Annotated in this window: 14 protein-coding genes and 1 pseudogene; 7 read left to right on the top strand and 8 right to left on the bottom strand. The window is 74.6% G+C overall.

The genetic code is table 11. The annotated features are described in order from the left end of the window. From MNZ39_RS19545 to MNZ39_RS19530, 4 genes and pseudogenes are all read right to left on the bottom strand, one after another. Window positions 1–624 (bottom strand): annotated as a pseudogene (locus MNZ39_RS19545) (VCBS repeat-containing protein); the annotation flags it as partial. A gap of 196 nt (window positions 625–820) precedes the next feature. Further along, entirely contained in the window at window positions 821–1,801 is a 981-nt protein-coding gene (locus MNZ39_RS19540; RefSeq protein WP_242340764.1) for a hypothetical protein, read from the bottom strand. A gap of 453 nt (window positions 1,802–2,254) precedes the next feature. Continuing rightward, window positions 2,255–4,837 carry a penicillin-binding protein 1A gene (locus MNZ39_RS19535; protein ID WP_242340763.1) on the bottom strand — a complete coding sequence of 861 codons (2,583 nt, stop codon included), beginning with the start codon at window positions 4,835–4,837 and terminating at the stop codon, window positions 2,255–2,257. Window positions 4,838–5,197: 360 nt separating this feature from the next. Then, the gene (locus MNZ39_RS19530; RefSeq protein ID WP_242340762.1) at window positions 5,198–6,565 is read right to left on the bottom strand and encodes a sigma-54 dependent transcriptional regulator; all 1,368 of its coding nucleotides are present in this window, start codon (window positions 6,563–6,565) and stop codon (window positions 5,198–5,200) included. Window positions 6,566–6,680: 115 nt separating this feature from the next. Here MNZ39_RS19530 and MNZ39_RS19525 point away from each other — a divergent pair, with 115 nt between their 5' ends. The 4 genes from MNZ39_RS19525 to MNZ39_RS19515 all read left to right on the top strand — a co-directional run bounded on the left by MNZ39_RS19525 (window position 6,681) and on the right by MNZ39_RS19515 (window position 9,539). Continuing rightward, window positions 6,681–7,403, top strand: coding sequence for an OmpA family protein (locus MNZ39_RS19525; protein WP_242340761.1), 723 nt, complete (start codon window positions 6,681–6,683; stop codon window positions 7,401–7,403). Window positions 7,404–7,411: 8 nt separating this feature from the next. Beyond that, window positions 7,412–8,284: a tetratricopeptide repeat protein gene (locus MNZ39_RS19520; RefSeq protein WP_242340760.1), complete on the top strand. Its 873-nt coding sequence runs from the start codon at window positions 7,412–7,414 to the stop codon at window positions 8,282–8,284. A 121-nt stretch (window positions 8,285–8,405) separates the two neighbouring features. Continuing rightward, the gene (locus MNZ39_RS24595; protein WP_255821585.1) at window positions 8,406–8,540 is read left to right on the top strand and encodes a hypothetical protein; all 135 of its coding nucleotides are present in this window, start codon (window positions 8,406–8,408) and stop codon (window positions 8,538–8,540) included. A 3-nt stretch (window positions 8,541–8,543) separates the two neighbouring features. Continuing rightward, window positions 8,544–9,539 carry a hypothetical protein gene (locus tag MNZ39_RS19515; protein WP_242340759.1) on the top strand — a complete coding sequence of 332 codons (996 nt, stop codon included), beginning with the start codon at window positions 8,544–8,546 and terminating at the stop codon, window positions 9,537–9,539. 50 nt (window positions 9,540–9,589) lie between these two features. On the opposite strand, the gene MNZ39_RS19510 is transcribed toward MNZ39_RS19515, so the two are convergent. After that, a complete protein-coding gene (locus tag MNZ39_RS19510) occupies window positions 9,590–11,245 on the bottom strand; it encodes a sigma 54-interacting transcriptional regulator (protein WP_242340758.1) in 1,656 nt (551 codons plus the stop codon). 122 nt (window positions 11,246–11,367) lie between these two features. Beyond that, a complete protein-coding gene (locus MNZ39_RS19505; RefSeq protein ID WP_242340757.1) occupies window positions 11,368–12,192 on the bottom strand; it encodes a tetratricopeptide repeat protein in 825 nt (274 codons plus the stop codon). A gap of 142 nt (window positions 12,193–12,334) precedes the next feature. On the opposite strand from MNZ39_RS19505, the gene MNZ39_RS19500 reads away from it, so the two are divergent. After that, window positions 12,335–12,853, top strand: coding sequence for a hypothetical protein (locus MNZ39_RS19500; RefSeq protein WP_242340756.1), 519 nt, complete (start codon window positions 12,335–12,337; stop codon window positions 12,851–12,853). A gap of 38 nt (window positions 12,854–12,891) precedes the next feature. After that, the gene (locus tag MNZ39_RS19495; RefSeq protein WP_242340755.1) at window positions 12,892–13,860 is read left to right on the top strand and encodes a homoserine kinase; all 969 of its coding nucleotides are present in this window, start codon (window positions 12,892–12,894) and stop codon (window positions 13,858–13,860) included. A 19-nt stretch (window positions 13,861–13,879) separates the two neighbouring features. Here the strand turns inward: MNZ39_RS19495 and MNZ39_RS19490 are convergent, their stop codons facing one another. Further along, window positions 13,880–14,356: a DUF4440 domain-containing protein gene (locus MNZ39_RS19490; protein WP_242340754.1), complete on the bottom strand. Its 477-nt coding sequence runs from the start codon at window positions 14,354–14,356 to the stop codon at window positions 13,880–13,882. A 110-nt stretch (window positions 14,357–14,466) separates the two neighbouring features. Here MNZ39_RS19490 and MNZ39_RS19485 point away from each other — a divergent pair, with 110 nt between their 5' ends. Continuing rightward, a complete protein-coding gene (locus tag MNZ39_RS19485; protein ID WP_242340753.1) occupies window positions 14,467–14,922 on the top strand; it encodes an SCP2 sterol-binding domain-containing protein in 456 nt (151 codons plus the stop codon). A gap of 108 nt (window positions 14,923–15,030) precedes the next feature. Here MNZ39_RS19485 and MNZ39_RS19480 read toward each other — a convergent pair. Next, window positions 15,031–15,249 (bottom strand): hypothetical protein (locus MNZ39_RS19480; protein WP_242340752.1); only part of this gene is annotated, 219 nt, incomplete at its 5' end.

Raw genomic sequence — 15,249 nt, 5'->3', positions numbered from 1 at the left:
CGCGCCGGCCGGCGAGAGGAGCACGACCGCGCCCGGGAGCGCCGCGGCGATGGCCGCGCTCCCTCCGCCCGCGTCCCCGATCGCGAGCGCGAGCACGCGCCCCTCGACGCGCCCGAGCGGGCGCACCGCGGCGAACGGCGCGCCGGACGGCCGTCCCTCTCGCGCGAGGACCAGCGCCTCGGCGTCGGCGGGCGCGCGGGACGACACGAGGCGAGGCGGGATCGCACGCGCGCCCGGCCGCCGCTGCAGGAAGAAGGAAGGCCAGGTGGGGATGACTTCGCCGACGAGCGCGAGCTCGCGCCGGCCCGGCACGAGCCCGCCCTGGACGCGCACGAGCCAGTCCTGACCGGCCTCGCGTGCCGCGCCCTCGGCGTCGGCCGCACCACGGACGGGCGTCACGGTGTAGCCGGCGCCGGCGAGCGCGCGCTCGAGCGCGGCCTCGAGCGGGCGCGCGAGGGAGGGGGCGCGGGTCTCCACCGCGAGGGCCAGCGCGCGCCGCCCCTCGGCGGGTGGGCCGATCTCCGCCGCGAGCGCGTCGGCCGCCGCACCGAGCGCGGGGGGCGCCGCGGCGGCGGGGAGCGCGAGGGCGAGGGCGAGGGCGACCGCGGCGGTGGCGAGGCGCATCGCCCCCAGTGACGAACACGAAAACGAGCGGTCGTCCACGAAGAAGTGGGCGAGCGCGCCGCCGCGCGAGGCGCGGTCAGGCGGGGCGGCCCTAGACGAGGGCGCCGCGCCAGCGGCGAGAGCGGCGCCGAGGTGCGCGAACGCGCCTCGGTGCCGCTCCGCCAGCTACGCTACTACGGCCCAGTGCGTCCGCGCGTCACGGCACGGGGTTGATGACGCCGTTGTCGCGCGCGAGCTTGCACTGCCCCGGCTCGGCGTTGCAGGGCGGTGCCAGGCAGAGCGAGATCTCGCCACCGGACTCGCTGCGGAGCGTGTCTTGCGAGTTGTTGAACGCGTCGAGATCGCCGATGCAGCCCGCCCCGACCGTGTCACAGGAGGTGCAGCACCGCTCGAAGAGCGCAGTGGCGGACTCTCCGCAGCTGCCGCCGAGGTCCTCGCTCGCCACGAGGTTCAGCGCCGCTGCGGCGCACTGCCGGACGAGCTGCGCCTGCTGGTTCGAGTCGTACGCGTCCTTGTCGCGGCCGAGCGAGCACAGGTCCTCCGTCACCGAGCCCCCTGCGCCGGCGAGGGTGTCGTCGAGCGTGCGGCCGCAGCTCGTGACGGGCAGGAACCTCGCCGTCACGTCGGGGTGGTTCCCCCAGAAGCCTGGCGTCCGGGTGAGGCAGCCCTCTCCGCGGTTGCACTCGACGTTCGCGGAGTCCTCGCAGACGGAGCCGGTCCGGGCACAGGCGTTGTCCTTGTCCACCGCGCAGACCGCCGAGGTGACCTCCGCCGTGTTCGTGCCCTCGATGTCCCTGCACACGAGGGAGTCATTCGACTCCACCGCCGGGAAGTACTTGCACTCGGTGTCGCCGACGGCGACGGTCCCGAAGTCGAGGTCCACGATGCCGAGCTTCTCGTCCGATACCTTGACGCCGGAGAGATCCTGCGGCTGCCCACCGCTGCTGTTCGTGACGCAGAAGCGGTAGACCACGCACTCGTCGACGTCCGGCGAGAGGCTGTCCACGAACCCGCCCGCGTCGTCCGCCTGGCCGTTGCAGTCGGCGTCCAGCGCCACCTTCTTCTCGAGCTTGACCTGGCACTCCCAGGCCGAGGCGCTCGCAGGCGCGAGCGCAATCGCCCCGACGGCGAGCGCCCCCGCTGCGAACATCCCGGTCATCTTCCACGAACGAGCCATCTCTCCCTCCCCCGCAATGATCCACCTCGAGGTTCACCCAGGGACGCGATGACGCCCCGGGGTGTCGCCGCCTCCTCCTCCCCGGACCCTGCGCCGCACGGCGTGGCTCGGCGCAGGATGATGCCGTGACCCGATGTCGACGCGAGGAAGACGCGAGCGAGTCCAGTCCTCGCGTTTGCCAGAGGTGATCGGGGCCCGGGGAGGCGTGCTCCGTGATGCGCGCAACGGATACGCCTCCTGCGCCTCCACGGACAATCGTCTCGCGGGGGAGGGCCCCTTGTGTAACACAATCAGTGAACCGACTGCCGGGCCGCTCCTCCTCCGACGTCCCGCGGCCGTGGGAGCCGTCGCGGCCGCTGGTTCACCGCGCGCTCGCCCGATCGATCGAGGCCCCACCGCGCGCTCGGCCCTCGCGGCGGCACCGCCGCCCGCGGGAGCCCGAGCGGCACGGCGCTAGTGGTCGTCCATGAAGAAGTTGGCGGGCGCGGCGCCCGCGTCGCTCCGCGCCGCCTCCGCCGGGGCGGTGCCGGCCAGGAACGCGAGCGACGGCGCGTCGGCCTCCTCGGGCGCGAGCTGGCCGGTCGCGGGATCGACGCGCGCGAGCTCGACGCCGGGGACCGCGGCGAAGTCCGCCGCGGGCTGCCCGCCGACCGCCGCCTGCATGAAGGCGAGCCACGCGGGGAGCGCCGCGCCCGCGCCGGTCTCGCGCGGCCCGAGGGGCGTGTGGTCGTCGAAGCCGATCCAGACGCCCGCCACGAGCTCGGGCGTGAAGCCCACGAACCACGCGTCGCGGTGCTCCTGGGCCGTCCCCGTCTTCGCCGCGACGGGCCGCCCGAGCGCGCGCGCCGCGGCGCCCGTCCCGCCCTCGACCACCGCGCGCATCATGCTCTGCACCACGAAGGCGACGTCGGGGCGGGTGCCCTGCTCGGGGATCGTGAACTCGGGCGGCGGCGCGGCCTCGTGCGGCTGGACGTTGTCGGCGCCCTCGGTGCCGTCGGCGAACGGGGCGGCGGGGGCCTCGGCGGTGGCCTCCGCCTTCCACGGCGGGACGGCGGCCGGGTGGTCCTCGAGGACGTTGCCGTGCCGGTCGCGCACGCGCACGAGCAGCACCGGCTCGGAGTAGAACCCGCGCGCCGCGATCGAGGCGTAGGCGTTCACGAGCTCGATGGGGAACACCTCGCCCGTCCCGAGCGCGAGCGTGAGGTTTCGCGGCAGCTCCGAGGAGACGCCCATGCGGTGGGCGAAGCCGATCACCGGGTCCACGCCGAGCGCGTCGACGAGCTTCACCGAGACCGTGTTCTTCGACTGCGCCAGCGCGGTGGTGAGGAGCATCGGGCCCTCGAAGGCGTCCTTCTCGAAGTTGCGCGGCTTCCACTCCTTGCCCGTCCACGGGTCCCGGTAGAGGTCGGGCGTGTCGTAGACGACCGTGCCGGCCGTGAAGCGGCGCGACTCGATGGCCGCGCCCCACACGAACGGCTTCACCGCGCTGCCCGGCTGGCGCCGCGCCTGGGTGGCGCGGTTGAACTGGGAGGTGCGGAAGTCGTAGCCGCCGACGAGGGCGCGGACTCCGCGGGACACGGGGTCGATCGCGACGAGCGCGCCCTGCACCTTCGGCGTCTGCTCGAGGGCGAGGCTGAGCGCCTTGCCCTCGGCGGCCGCGCGCTGCGGCGGCAGCTTGGCGGGGAGCACGCGCACCGGGACCACGTCGCCGGGGCGGACCACCGACGACATCTTGCGCGGCGCGGCGGTGGCGGAGGTCGGGTTCCACTTGCGCGCCCACTGGGCGTCGGTGATCGCGATCTCCCCCTTCGCGCCGCCGAGGTCGACGGTGGCGCTCCGGTCGCTCGCGGCCGTGACGAGCCCGGCGTACACCTCGCCCGTCTCGAGGAGCCGTGCGCGCGCCATCCGCGCCACGTCCTTCTCCTGCTCCTCGGCGGGCTCGATGTCCTCGGGGTTCACCGAGGCGAGATCCCACACGAACACCTGGTCCGGCCGGGCCCGCGTCCCCGCGAGCCGCTCCCGCCACAGGGGCATCGCCGCCTCGACCTGCTTCGGCTCGAGGTGGACGATCGGGCCGCGCCAGCCCTGGCGCTTGTCGACGGCGCGGAGCGCGCCCTCGAGGGCCTTCTCCGCGGCGCGCTGCATGCCCGCGTCCATCGCCACGTCGACCTGCAGGCCCTGCGTCTCGACCACCTCCGCCCCGTACTTCTCGTCCAGGATCCGGCGGACCGCGTCCGCGTACCACACCCCCGGTACGTCGTGCTCCGGCGGCCGCGTGACGATGGGGCGGGCGGCCTCCGCGGCCGCCTGCTGCTCGGTGATGAACCCCTCCTCCGCCATCCGGCGCAGGACGTAGCGCTGCCGCTCCTTGGCGCGCTCCGGGTGGTTCACCGGCGAGAGCCGCATGGGCGACTGGACGATCCCGGCGAGCGTCGCCGCCTCGCCCAGCGCGAGCTGGCGCACGCTCTTGCCGAAGTAGAACCGGCTCGCCTCCTCGACGCCGTAGCGCAGGTGCCCGAGGTAGATCTGGTTCAGGTAGAGGTAGAGGATCTCGTCCTTCGAGAGGTTCTCCTCGAGCCGCGGCGCGAGGATGAGCTCCTTCACCTTCCGCTTCACCTTCCAGTCGGAGGACAGGAGGAACGTCTTCACCACCTGCTGGGTGATGGTCGAGCCGCCGCAGGCGACGCCGCCGCGCAGCAGCCCCTTCACGGCGCAGCGCGCGATCGCGAGGTAGTTCACGCCCTCGTGCTCGTAGAAGCCCGCGTCCTCCGCGGCGAGCACCGCCTTGCGCAGGACGGGCGGGATCTCCTCGAGCGGCACCACGGTGCGCCGCTCGCGCGCGAACTGGAACACCTCCTTGCCGTCGACGCCGAACACGCGCGTCGAGACGAGCGGCTCGTAGTCCTTGAGCGTGTCGAAGGCGGGGAGCTCGCGGGTCCAGGCGAACATGAGGACCCCGCCGAGGAGCGCGAGGACGAGGGCGGCGAGGCCACCGTGGCGGAGCAGGCGGAGGGCACGGGGCGAGAGACGACGCAAGCGGGGGGACTCCTCGGGGAGGGCTGGATCGCCCGGCGAGCGGGCGTACGGGCGGGCGCTGGGCGGGGGGGTGTCCAAGTCGAGGGGTCGAACGATAGCGCCGGCGGGAGGGTGGGGCAAAGCGGGTCGAGCGCGGTCTCGCATGTCCCTGGCGCGCGTGAGCAGTCGCCGTGCCAGCGGCCTCGGCCGGCGTCCCGACAGCGAGGAACAGCGGGGCAGGGCCGCCATTCCTCGGACCGTGGACGGCCGGACACGCCGCGGTGTGGGGGAGGGGACACGCCCGGCCCACCGGGCCGGGGCCCCCGGACCGCGCCCGGGACGCCCGCGCGCGGCCGGCGCGGCGCGGGCGTCGTCTCCTCCCTACGGACCCTCGCCGCCGCGCTTCACCCCGAGCGCGCGCATCTTCTTGTACAGGTGGCTGCGCTCGAGCCCGAGATCGCGCGCGGTCTCCGAGACGTTGTCGGCGTGCGCGTCGAGCGCGCCGAGGATGATCTCGCGCTCGGCCTCCTCGACGAGGTCGTGGAACGACGCCCCGGGGCGGAACCGCTCGGTGCGGGGACGGCGGGCGCCGGGGAGCATCGCCGTGACGTCCTCCGCGCCGATCGCCGGGCCGTCGCTCAGGATCGCGAGCCGCTCGACGAGGTTCCTGAGCTCGCGGACGTTTCCGGGCCACTCGTGCGCCTGCAGGGCGGCGAGCGCGTCGCGCTCGAGCCGCATGGGCTTGCGCCCGTTCCGCTCGCACGCCTCCGCGAGGAAGTGGACGGCGAGCGCGGGGAGGTCCTCCTTCCGCTCGCGCAACGGCGGCGCGTGGATGGGGACGACGTTGAGGCGGTAGTACAGGTCCTCGCGGAACCGGCCCGCCTGGACCTCGGCGGGGAGGTCCTTGTTCGTCGCCGCGACCACGCGCACGTCCACCTTCAACGTGTGCGCGCCGCCGACACGCTCGAACTCGCCCTCCTGCAGGACGCGAAGCACCTTCGCCTGCATCGCGGCCGGCATGTCGCCGACCTCGTCGAGGAAGAGCGTGCCGCCGTCGGCGAGCTCGAACTTGCCGCGGCGCGCCGCGATCGCTCCGGTGAACGCGCCCCGCTCGTGGCCGAAGAGCTCGCTCTCGATGAGCTCCGCCGGGACGGCGGCGCAGTTGAGCTTCACGAACGGCCCCGCCTTCCGGCGCGAGCTCTCGTGGAGGGCGCGGGCGACGAGCTCCTTGCCGGTGCCGTTCTCCCCGGTGACGAGGACGCGCCCCTCCGACGGCGCGGCGCGGCGCACGAGCTCGAAGAGCCGCTGCATCGCGGGCCCGCTGCCGATCATGTCGAGCCGGCCCGCCGCGCGGCGCAGCTCCGCGTTCTCCTCGCGCAGGCTGCGCAGGGCGAGCGCGTTCTTCACCGCGACGAGGAGCTTGTCCCGCTCCGTGATCGGCTTCTCGAGGTAGTCGAACGCGCCGAGCTTGAAGGCGCTGCGGACCGTGTCGATGGAGCCGTGCCCGGACATGATCACGACGGGCAGGTCGGGCCGCGTCTCTCGCGCGCGCTGCAGCACGGCGAGGCCGTCGAGGTCCGGCATGCGCACGTCCATGACCACGACGTCCACCGGCAGCGCCGCGATCTTCTCGAGCGCCTCGCGTCCGCCGCTCGCAGCTTCGACCACATATCCCTCCATCGAGAGGGCGCGGGAGAGCGTGAGCTGGATGTTCTTCTCGTCGTCCACGACGAGGATCGTGGCAGGCATTCGGCGATGTTAATGCGCCGCGGTGGAAAAGCTTTGACATCGGTCCTGGATCGAGTTGTATGGCCCGGGTCCCCCCCACCTCATCGATATCGAACGGAAGATCCCCGGAGGTCACATGCGTCGCGTTCTCCTTCTCGCACTTTTCGTCACTGGCGCTCTCACGTTCGGCGCGTGCAAGCCGAAGGTGAAGCCCGGTGAGTGCAAGTCCAGCGCGGACTGCGCCAAGCAGGAGGGCTACGGGAAGGTCTGCGTCGAGGGCCGCTGCCAGGAGTGCGCCGCGGACACGGACTGCAAGGACGGGTTCGCCTGCCGTGACTCCCGCTGCGTGCCGAAGCCCCAGTGCACGACCGACGACCAGTGCGCCCCCGGTCAGTCCTGCGTTAACGAGCAGTGCGTCGCGCGCCAGGCCGGCACCTGCGCCTCCGACCGTGACTGCGGCCCCGATCAGCAGTGCCAGGACGGCAAGTGCGCGGCGCGCGCCCCGCAGGCCTCGAGCGAGTGCACCGACACGGGCGCGTTCACGGTCCGCTTCGGCTTCGACCAGTCGAACCTCTCGTCCGACTCGCAGGGCACGCTCCAGAAGCTCGCCGACTGCCTGAAGGGCTCCCCGGCGAAGAAGGTCGTCGCGCAGGGCTACGCCGACGAGCGCGGCACGACGCAGTACAACATCGCCCTCGGCAACCGCCGCGCCGAGGCCGCGCGCAAGTACCTCGAGGATCTCGGCGTCCAGGGCAAGATGGACACCGTGAGCTTCGGCGAGGAGAAGGCGCTCTGCTCCGAGTCGACCGAGGCGTGCTGGGCGCAGAACCGCCGCGTCGAGTTCCAGGTGGAGCGGTAGCAGTGACGATGCTTCGCCGCGCGGCGCCGCTCGGGCTCGCGCTCCTCGCCGGCTGCTGGGTGCCCATCGAGAGAGGGCGCCAGATGGAGGCTCGCCTCCAGCAGCTCGAGACGCAGAACGTCGAGAACCAGCGGCGCCTCGACGAGCAGCGTGAGCTCGTCCGCGAGCGGGTGGCGAAGCTCGATCAGAAGATCGCCGAGGTGCAGACGAAGATCGACGAGCTGAACCGCGCCGCCCGCCGCAGCGGCGCGGATCTCGGCGTCACGCTCCAGCACCTCCAGGACGACTTCGCGAAGTACAAGGGCGACGTCGAGGTCGAGCAGCACCGGCTCGGCGAGATCGAGCGGAACGTCGACGCGCTGCGCACCGAGACCGAGGGCCGCTTCGCCGCGCTGCGCGGCGCGGGCGCGCTCGACGCCTTCGAGGCGAAGCAGCGCCTCGCCACGCTCCAGCGCCCGGAGGACAAGGCCGCGTTCTTCGCGCTCGCCGCGAAGGAGGACGAGGCCGGGAACAAGGGCGTGGCGCGCGAGCTGTACGAGGAGTACGTGCGCAAGTGGCCGTCGGACGCGCGCGCGTCCGACGCCGGCTACCGCGCCGGGCAGCTGCTCTTCGAGCAGAAGCGCTTCCGCGAGGCGCTCCTCGCCTACGGCAAGGTCGCCGAGGACTTCCCGAAGTCCGCCCGGGCCCCCGACGCGATGCTGGGCGCGGCGGACGCCATGCTGAAGCTCGAGATGAAGGCGGAGGCGAAGGCCGTCCTCGAGCAGCTCCTCGAGCGTTACCCGCGCGCCGACGCGGCGGGTGAGGCGAAGGAGCGGCTCAAGGCGCTGGCGCCGCCCGCTCCGAAGCGGAAGCCCGCGCCGCCGGCGCGCAAGCGCCAGTAGCGGTCTCGACGGGGGCGGCGCGCGCGGGAGCCCCGCGCCGCCGCCCTTCGTGTCTCTCCCGCCGGCGGGCCCCCCGGCGGCGGGTTCGCCCGTGGACGCGCGGTGCTAAGCTCCCGTCACCGTGCGAACCCTCGCCGCCGCGCTCCTCGCGCTCGCCGCCGCCTGCGCCCACTCCGATCGTGTCGCGCCGGAGGGCCGCCGGGTGCAGGTGCTCTTCACCGGCGACGGGCACGGCGAGGTCGGGCCCTGTGGCTGACGCGTGAAGCCGACGGGCGGTCTTGCCCGTCGAGCGAGCGCGGTGGACGCGGCCCGGCGCGACGCGCCGGCGCTCCTCGTGGACGCCGGCGACGCGCTCTTCCACGCCCCCGCGCTCGACGCGGCGAGCGAGGCCGCCGCGACCGCGCGCGCGCGGCTCGTGCTGTCCGCGATGGGGCGCATGCGCTACGCGGCGCTCGCGGTGGGCGAGCGCGAGCTCGCCCTCGGCCCCGGATGGCTCGCGCGCGAGGCCGCCGCCGCGGGGGTCCCGCTCCTGTCCCTGAACCTCGCCCTGCCCGACGGGACCCACCCGTTCCCGGGCACGCGCGTCGTCGAGGTGGGCGGCGAGCGGGTGGGGTTGCTCGCGGCCGCGGCCGCGGGGCCGTACCCGGGCGGCCTCGTCGCCTCGGAGCCGGTCGCCGCCGTCCGGTCCGCCGCGGCCGCGCTCCGCGAGAGCGGCGCGACCGTCGTCGTCGCGCTCCTGCACATGCCCGACGGCGAGGGGCGGGCCCTCGTCCGGGAGGTGCCCGGCGTGGACGTGGCGGTGCTCGCCCACGACGCCCGGCGCCTCGACGCGGCGCCCGCCGCGGCGACGCTCGTGACCGCCGCCGGCGAGCGGGGCCGGGGCCTCGGGATCCTCACGCTCTGGCCGGACACGAGGGGCGCCTGGGGCGACGCGGGTGCGCCGCGCAAGGCCGAGGCGGAGCTCGCCTCGATCCGGCGCTCGATCGACCTCGCGCGCCGCCGCGCCGAGCGGGCCACCCGCGAGGAGGACCGGCGCGTGCTGCGCGAGCTCGTCGCGACGCAGGAGCGGCGCGCGGGCGAGGCGGAGGCGCGCACGAAGGTGAAGCCGTCGGGCCGGCTGTACGACGGTCGGCTTTTGCCGCTCACGCCCGCGGTCGGCGACGATGCCGCCCTCCTCGCGGAGCAGCGGGCGGTGCTCGAGCGGCACGGCCCGCCGCCCGGGCCGCCGGACCCGGATCTCACGGGCGTGGAGTAGCCGCCCCGGGATCGCGGCGCGAGTCGGGGCCCAGCGCCCGCCGCGTTCGCCTACGCGTCGTCCTCCGCCTCGGCCGGGTCGCCCGCGACGCGCCCCTCGTCGTGGAGCCCCCACTGGCCGATGCGCTTCATCACGGTGCTCTTCGCGATCCGGAGCTCCTTCACGACCGCCGCGCGCTTGCCCCCGTTGCGCCGCAGGGAGAGCCGGATGGCCTCGCGCTCGATGTCCTCGAGCGTGAGGCCGGGCAGGTAGAGGGTGTCGTCGTCGCCGGTGAGGCCGGGCGCGGCGCGCGTGTCCTCGAACGTCACGGCGCTCGCGGAGATGCTCTGGCCCTCGCCGCGGAACAGGAGCGCGCGCTGGACGACGTTCTTCAGCTGCCGGACGTTTCCCGGCCAGTCGTACCCCTCGAGCTTGGCGAGCGCCTCGGGGCTCCAGCGGACGGGGAGCCCGCGCGGCGCGGCGCGCGAGAGGAACGCCTCCGCGAGCGCGCGGACGTCGCCCTTGCGCTGGCGGAGGGGCGGGACCGTGATGGGCACGACGCAGAGCCGGTAGAAGAGGTCCTCGCGGAAGCGCCCCGCCCGAACCTGGGCCCGCAGATCGCGGTGGGTGGCGGCGACGATCCGGACGTTCACCTGGATCGGGCGGGAGGCCCCGACCCGCTTCACCTCCCCGAGCTCGAGCACGCGCAGGAGCTTCGGCTGGAGGTCGAGCGGGAGCTCCCCGATCTCGTCGAGGAAGATCGTGCCGCGGTCCGCCTCCTCGAAGGCCCCCTTGCGCATCCGCTCCGCCCCGGAGAAGGCGCCCTTCTCGTGGCCGAAGAGCTCGGACTCGATGAGGGTCTCCGCGATGGCCGAGCAGTTCACCGGGATGAACGGCCCGTCGCGGCGCGCCGAGCGGGCGTGCAGGGCGCGCGCGACGAGCTCCTTGCCGGTCCCGGTCTCGCCGAGGATCGTCGTCGCAGCGTCGGACGCGCCGACGCGCTCCACGAGCTCGAAGACCTGCCGCATCGCCGCGTCCCGCGTGGTCATCCCCTCGAAGGCCTCGGCGCGCGCCGGCTCCGGCGCGTCGCGCCGCTCGAGCACGAGCTCCGCGTCGCCGAGCGAGACGGGGACGCCGAGCGGGAGCTGCGCCTGGGAGATGCGCGCCCCCGAGATGAAGGTGCCGTTCGTCGAGCCGAGGTCCACGACGTGCCAGCCGCCGCCGCGCGCCTCGATCCGGAGATGGCGGGCGGAGACGTAGGGATCGTCGAGCGGGGCGTCGCAGGTCGGGTCCTTGCCGACGACCACGCCGGCGGCGGTCACCGGGAGCGTCCGCTCGCGGCCGTTCGCGCGCACGCGCAGCCGCGCCGACGCGGGCGCGGCCGCCGCCTCCCCGGCGCGCACCTGCGTGCCGCCCGCGGCCCGCGTCTCCTCCACGGGGCCGCCCGAGGCGGCGCGGAAGAGCGCGCGCCACGCGCCGAGCGCGATCTCGTCCCCGTCCGCGAGCGGCGCCTCGGCCACCTCCGCGCCGCCGAGGCGGGTGCCGCGGCCGGAGCGGTCCACGAGGTGCCACGCGTCGCCGCGCGGCTCCACGACCGCGTGGACGCGCGAGAGGGCGGGATCGGGGAGCGACACGTCGCAGTCGGCGGCGCGGCCGATCTCGGTCCGGCCGGTGAGCGCCACGCGGAGGAGCTCCTCTCCGTGGCGAAAGAAGGCGAGCTCGGGCATGCGGCGGAGCGTAGCCAACTGAGAACGCTCCGTGAAGTCGCATTCGTCACCGTCGGTCAAGACGGCGGGGTGACCGTGCGCCGTACGCCCACCCGCGCGCACCCGCACGGAGGGGCGATCCGTCAGCCGTGCGCGAGCTCGTCGAACTCCGCGGAGCCCTTCAGCGCGTCGAACATGGGATCCGACTGCAGCCAGCCGCGGACCTTGGGCGGATCCGCGGAGACGGCCTTGCGGAGCGCGTCGAGCGCCTCGCGCGGCTTGCCCCACAGCGCGTAGAGGGCCGAGGCGTTGTAGTTGAGGAGGAGGTCCTCGGGCTGGAGCTCCCGCGCGCGCGCGTAGGCGCGCTCGGCCTCCGCGTAGAAGCCCTTCTGCGCGTACGAGATCCCGAGGTCGAGGTGCGCCTCGAAGTTGTCCGGCTCGAGCCGCACCACCTCCTTGAGCTGGGTGATCGCGGTGCGGTGGTCCCCCTCGTCCATGAGCAGGGCGGCGAGCTCGTGCCGGGGGAACGGATCCTTCGGGTCGAGCCGGATGGCCACCTCGAGCTCCTTCACCGCCTCCTCCGGCTTTCCCTGATCGGCGAGGGTGAGGCCCAGGTTGAGGTGGGCGTCCGGGTACTCGGGATCGAGCTCGATCGCGTCGCGGTACTCGGCGACCGCCATGTCGTGCCCGTGGGTGGCGAGGAAGCAGGCGAGGTTGTAGTGGGCGGTCGCGCTGTCCGGCTCGAGCTGGATGGCGGTCAGGTACTCGGAGAGCGCCTCCCGGAAGAGCTTCTTCTCCGAGTAGACGGTCGCGAGGTTGTCGTGCGCGTGCGCCGAGCTCGGATCGAGCTCGATCGCCTTCTTGAACTCCTTGATGGCCTCGTCCAGCCAGCCGCGGTCGGCCAGCTCGATGCCCCGCGAGTTGTGCGCGTCGGACAGCGCGATGTGGTCCTTCTTGTCCCGGCTCACGGCGGTGGAGTGTACTTGCGTTTCGCCCCGGCGGGGGCGGTGGATGGGCACCATCGAATCTAACCCGCTCGTCCGCGCCCGCCCGCGCCGGGCGTGGCAGGCGCCCGCCCGGCCGCTCGCCGGACGGACGGAGGAACGAGGGATGAGCCGTCGCACGCTCGTGGTCGTCCTCGCGGTCGCCGCAGCGCTGGGCGGGGTGATCGTCGCCCGGCTCTCCCGACCGCCGCCCCCCACCGACGAGGAGCGGATCCGCGCGCTCCTCGACGACGCGGCGCGCGCCGCGGTGGAGCGCCGGATCGGCGACGTCGTCGCGGGTGTCTCCGAGCGCTTCCGCGGCGATGGGCTCGACCGGCGCGGCGTGAAGCAGCTCGTCGCGGCGCACGTGCTGCGCGGGGAGTGGGTGGGCGTATCGATCTCGGGGGTGCGCGTGGCGGTGGAGGGCGACCGCGCGACGGCGGTCGCGGACGCGGTGCTGTCGCGCTCGCTCGGCGCGGGGAAGGCGCTCGTGGAGCTGTTGCCGGGCGAGGCGAGCGCGCACCGGTTCGACCTCGTCCTCGAGCGCGAGGCCGAGGGCTGGCGCGTGGTCGGCGCGCGCTGGCGCGCGATCCCGCTCGCGGACGCGATCGAGGGTCCGCCCGCGCCGCGCGCGCCCGGGCGTTGACGGACGCGCCGCGCAGCGGGCATGCTCGCCCACCCCTCATGGCCCTCTACACCGACCTCACGCCCGACGAGCTCGCCGCCGCGATCCGGCCGTTCGGCCTCCCCGCGCCCGATCGCGTCCGGCCCGAGCCGAAGGGGAGCGTCAACACGAACTTCCACCTCTGGGCGGCGGGGCAGCGCTTCTTCCTGCGCATCAACGAGGGGAAGACGGAGCAGGACGTCGCGTTCGAGGCGGAGGTGCAGCGCTACCTCCACGAGGCGCGCTTCCCCGTGCCGCACCTCCACTTCGCCGAGGACGGGCGGCCGTTCGTGCCCGTCGCCGGCAAGCTGGCGATGCTGTTCGCGTACTCGCCCGGCGAGGAGATCGCGCGCGAGGACGCCGGGCCCGATCGCTGCCGCCGCCTGGGCGAGCAGCTCGGGCGCCTGCACGACCTCGCGGCGGGCTTCACCGCCACGCGCGCGAATCCCTACGGCCTGCCGCGCGTCGAGGGGTGGATCGCGGGGCTCCGGCCCGACGGCGAGGGGGACGCCGCCGTCGCGGCGGCGCTGCCGCTGCTCGAGGACGAGCTCGCCCGCGCCGCGGCCCTGCCCGGCGCGCCGCAGGGGCTCGTCCACGGCGACCTGTTCGTCGACAACGTGCTGTGGATCGGCGATCGGGTGAGCTCGATCCTCGACTGGGAGATGAGCTGCGTCGCGCCGTTCGCCTACGACCTTGGCGTCGCAGTGAACGCCTGGTGCTACACCGACCGCTACGAGCCGGCGCGCGCGGCGGCGCTCCTGGAAGGCTACCGGTCGAAGCGCCGCCTCGAGCCCGAGACGGTGGACGCCCTCCACGCGTGGGCGCGTTACGCCGCGCTCCGCTTCACCGCCTCGCGCATCCACGCCTTCCACCTGGCCGGCGTGGGCGCCGAGCGGCTCGCGTGGAAGGACTGGCGTCGCTACCGCGACCGGCTCGTGGCGCTGCGTGAGCTCGGCGAGCGCGGCTTCCGCGCGCTGGTCGGGGTCTGACGGCGACGCGGCGCGGGCGCTACAGCCCGGCCGAGATCTTCCACTGACCGTCGAGCTTCTTCAGCAGCAGCCGGTGGACGTCCGAGTCCCGGCGCGGCACGGCGCCGCCGGGCGTCTGCACCCGGTAGTAGTCCTCGTAGAAGACCTCGGCGGTGGCCGCGTTCCCCTGCACGTCGATGCGCCGGACCGTGACGTCGACGCGGACCCCTTCGAGGCGCGCCAGGTCCCCAGGGAGGGTCTGCTCGAGCTTGGCCCGGTCGAGGTCGTCGGAGGGATCGGGCGTCCCGGCGGCGTCGAAGTAGTCCGGCGCGACGAGCGCGAGGACGCCCGCGGCGTCGCGGGCCTCGAGCGCGCGCTGGTAGGTGCGGATCACGTCGTAGACGGCGCGGGTGTCCCGGTTGTCCGGGATCTCCGTCCCGGGAATGCGCTTCGGGCCGCAGGCGGAGAGGGCGACGGCGGCGCACAGCACGAGCGGGAGCACGGGGCGGGGCGTCATTCGCGGGACTGTGGCTCGCGACGGCGGAGCGGTCAAGCTCCGCGACACCGCACGAGGCCCCCGCGCCGGTACCCCCGGCGGGCGCGCGCCCGGCTTAGATTGCCCGCACCATGAGCCCGAGCCTCGATGCGCTGAAGCGCTTCTTCGAGACCTCCCCCGCCGCTCGCAAGGCGACGAGGCCGCTCGCGCGCGGCGCGCGCGTGAACCTCGCCCTCGAGTCCGGGGCGGCGCACTTCACGATGGAGGGCGGCGCGCCCGAGGTCCGCGACGCCGCCGCCGCCGAGCCGGACTTCACGCTCACCCTGCCGCCCGCCGCGGTGGAGCGGATCACGTCGCTCGGCACCGACGACGTGGGCGCGTTCGGGATCGAGTTCTTCAAGCTCGTGCTCGAGCGCGATCCCGCCCTCAAGGTGCGGGTCAAGATCGACGCCTCGACCTCCCAGCTCCTCGCCCACGGCTACCTCGGGGTGCTCGCCCTGGGCGGGATGAAGGTGAGCTGGTGGCTGCTCAAGAACGGCGTGAAGAACCCGAAGGCCGCCATCGACCGGCTGCGCCACGGGCTCTGAGCGACGGCCGCGATACGAAAGTCACCCGGGGTGTCGCGCCGAGCGCCGACGCCCGGCCATGATTCGGAGTGGGCTGCGCGACGCTCTTCTGGCCCCGGTCGCCGGCCCTCACGGCGCGAGGCGGGCGCCCTCTGCAGGGGTGGCGTCCTCCGCGCGCCGCGCCGCCTCGAACCGGCAGCGCCGCACGCCCGCCTCGGCGCGCGCGCGCTCGGCCGCGCTCGCGGCGCTCGCCGCGATCGCCGCGAGCTCCGCCTCGCCCGCGCCGGTCTCGCCCGAGAGGCAGCGCGCCTCCGCGTGGAGCGCGCGCGCCTCGGCGGCGAGCGCCGG

The organism is Anaeromyxobacter sp. SG66 (genome assembly GCF_022690805.1).
Lineage (GTDB): Bacteria > Myxococcota > Myxococcia > Myxococcales > Anaeromyxobacteraceae > Anaeromyxobacter > Anaeromyxobacter soli.
This window is presented reverse-complemented; position numbering and strand designations above follow the sequence as displayed.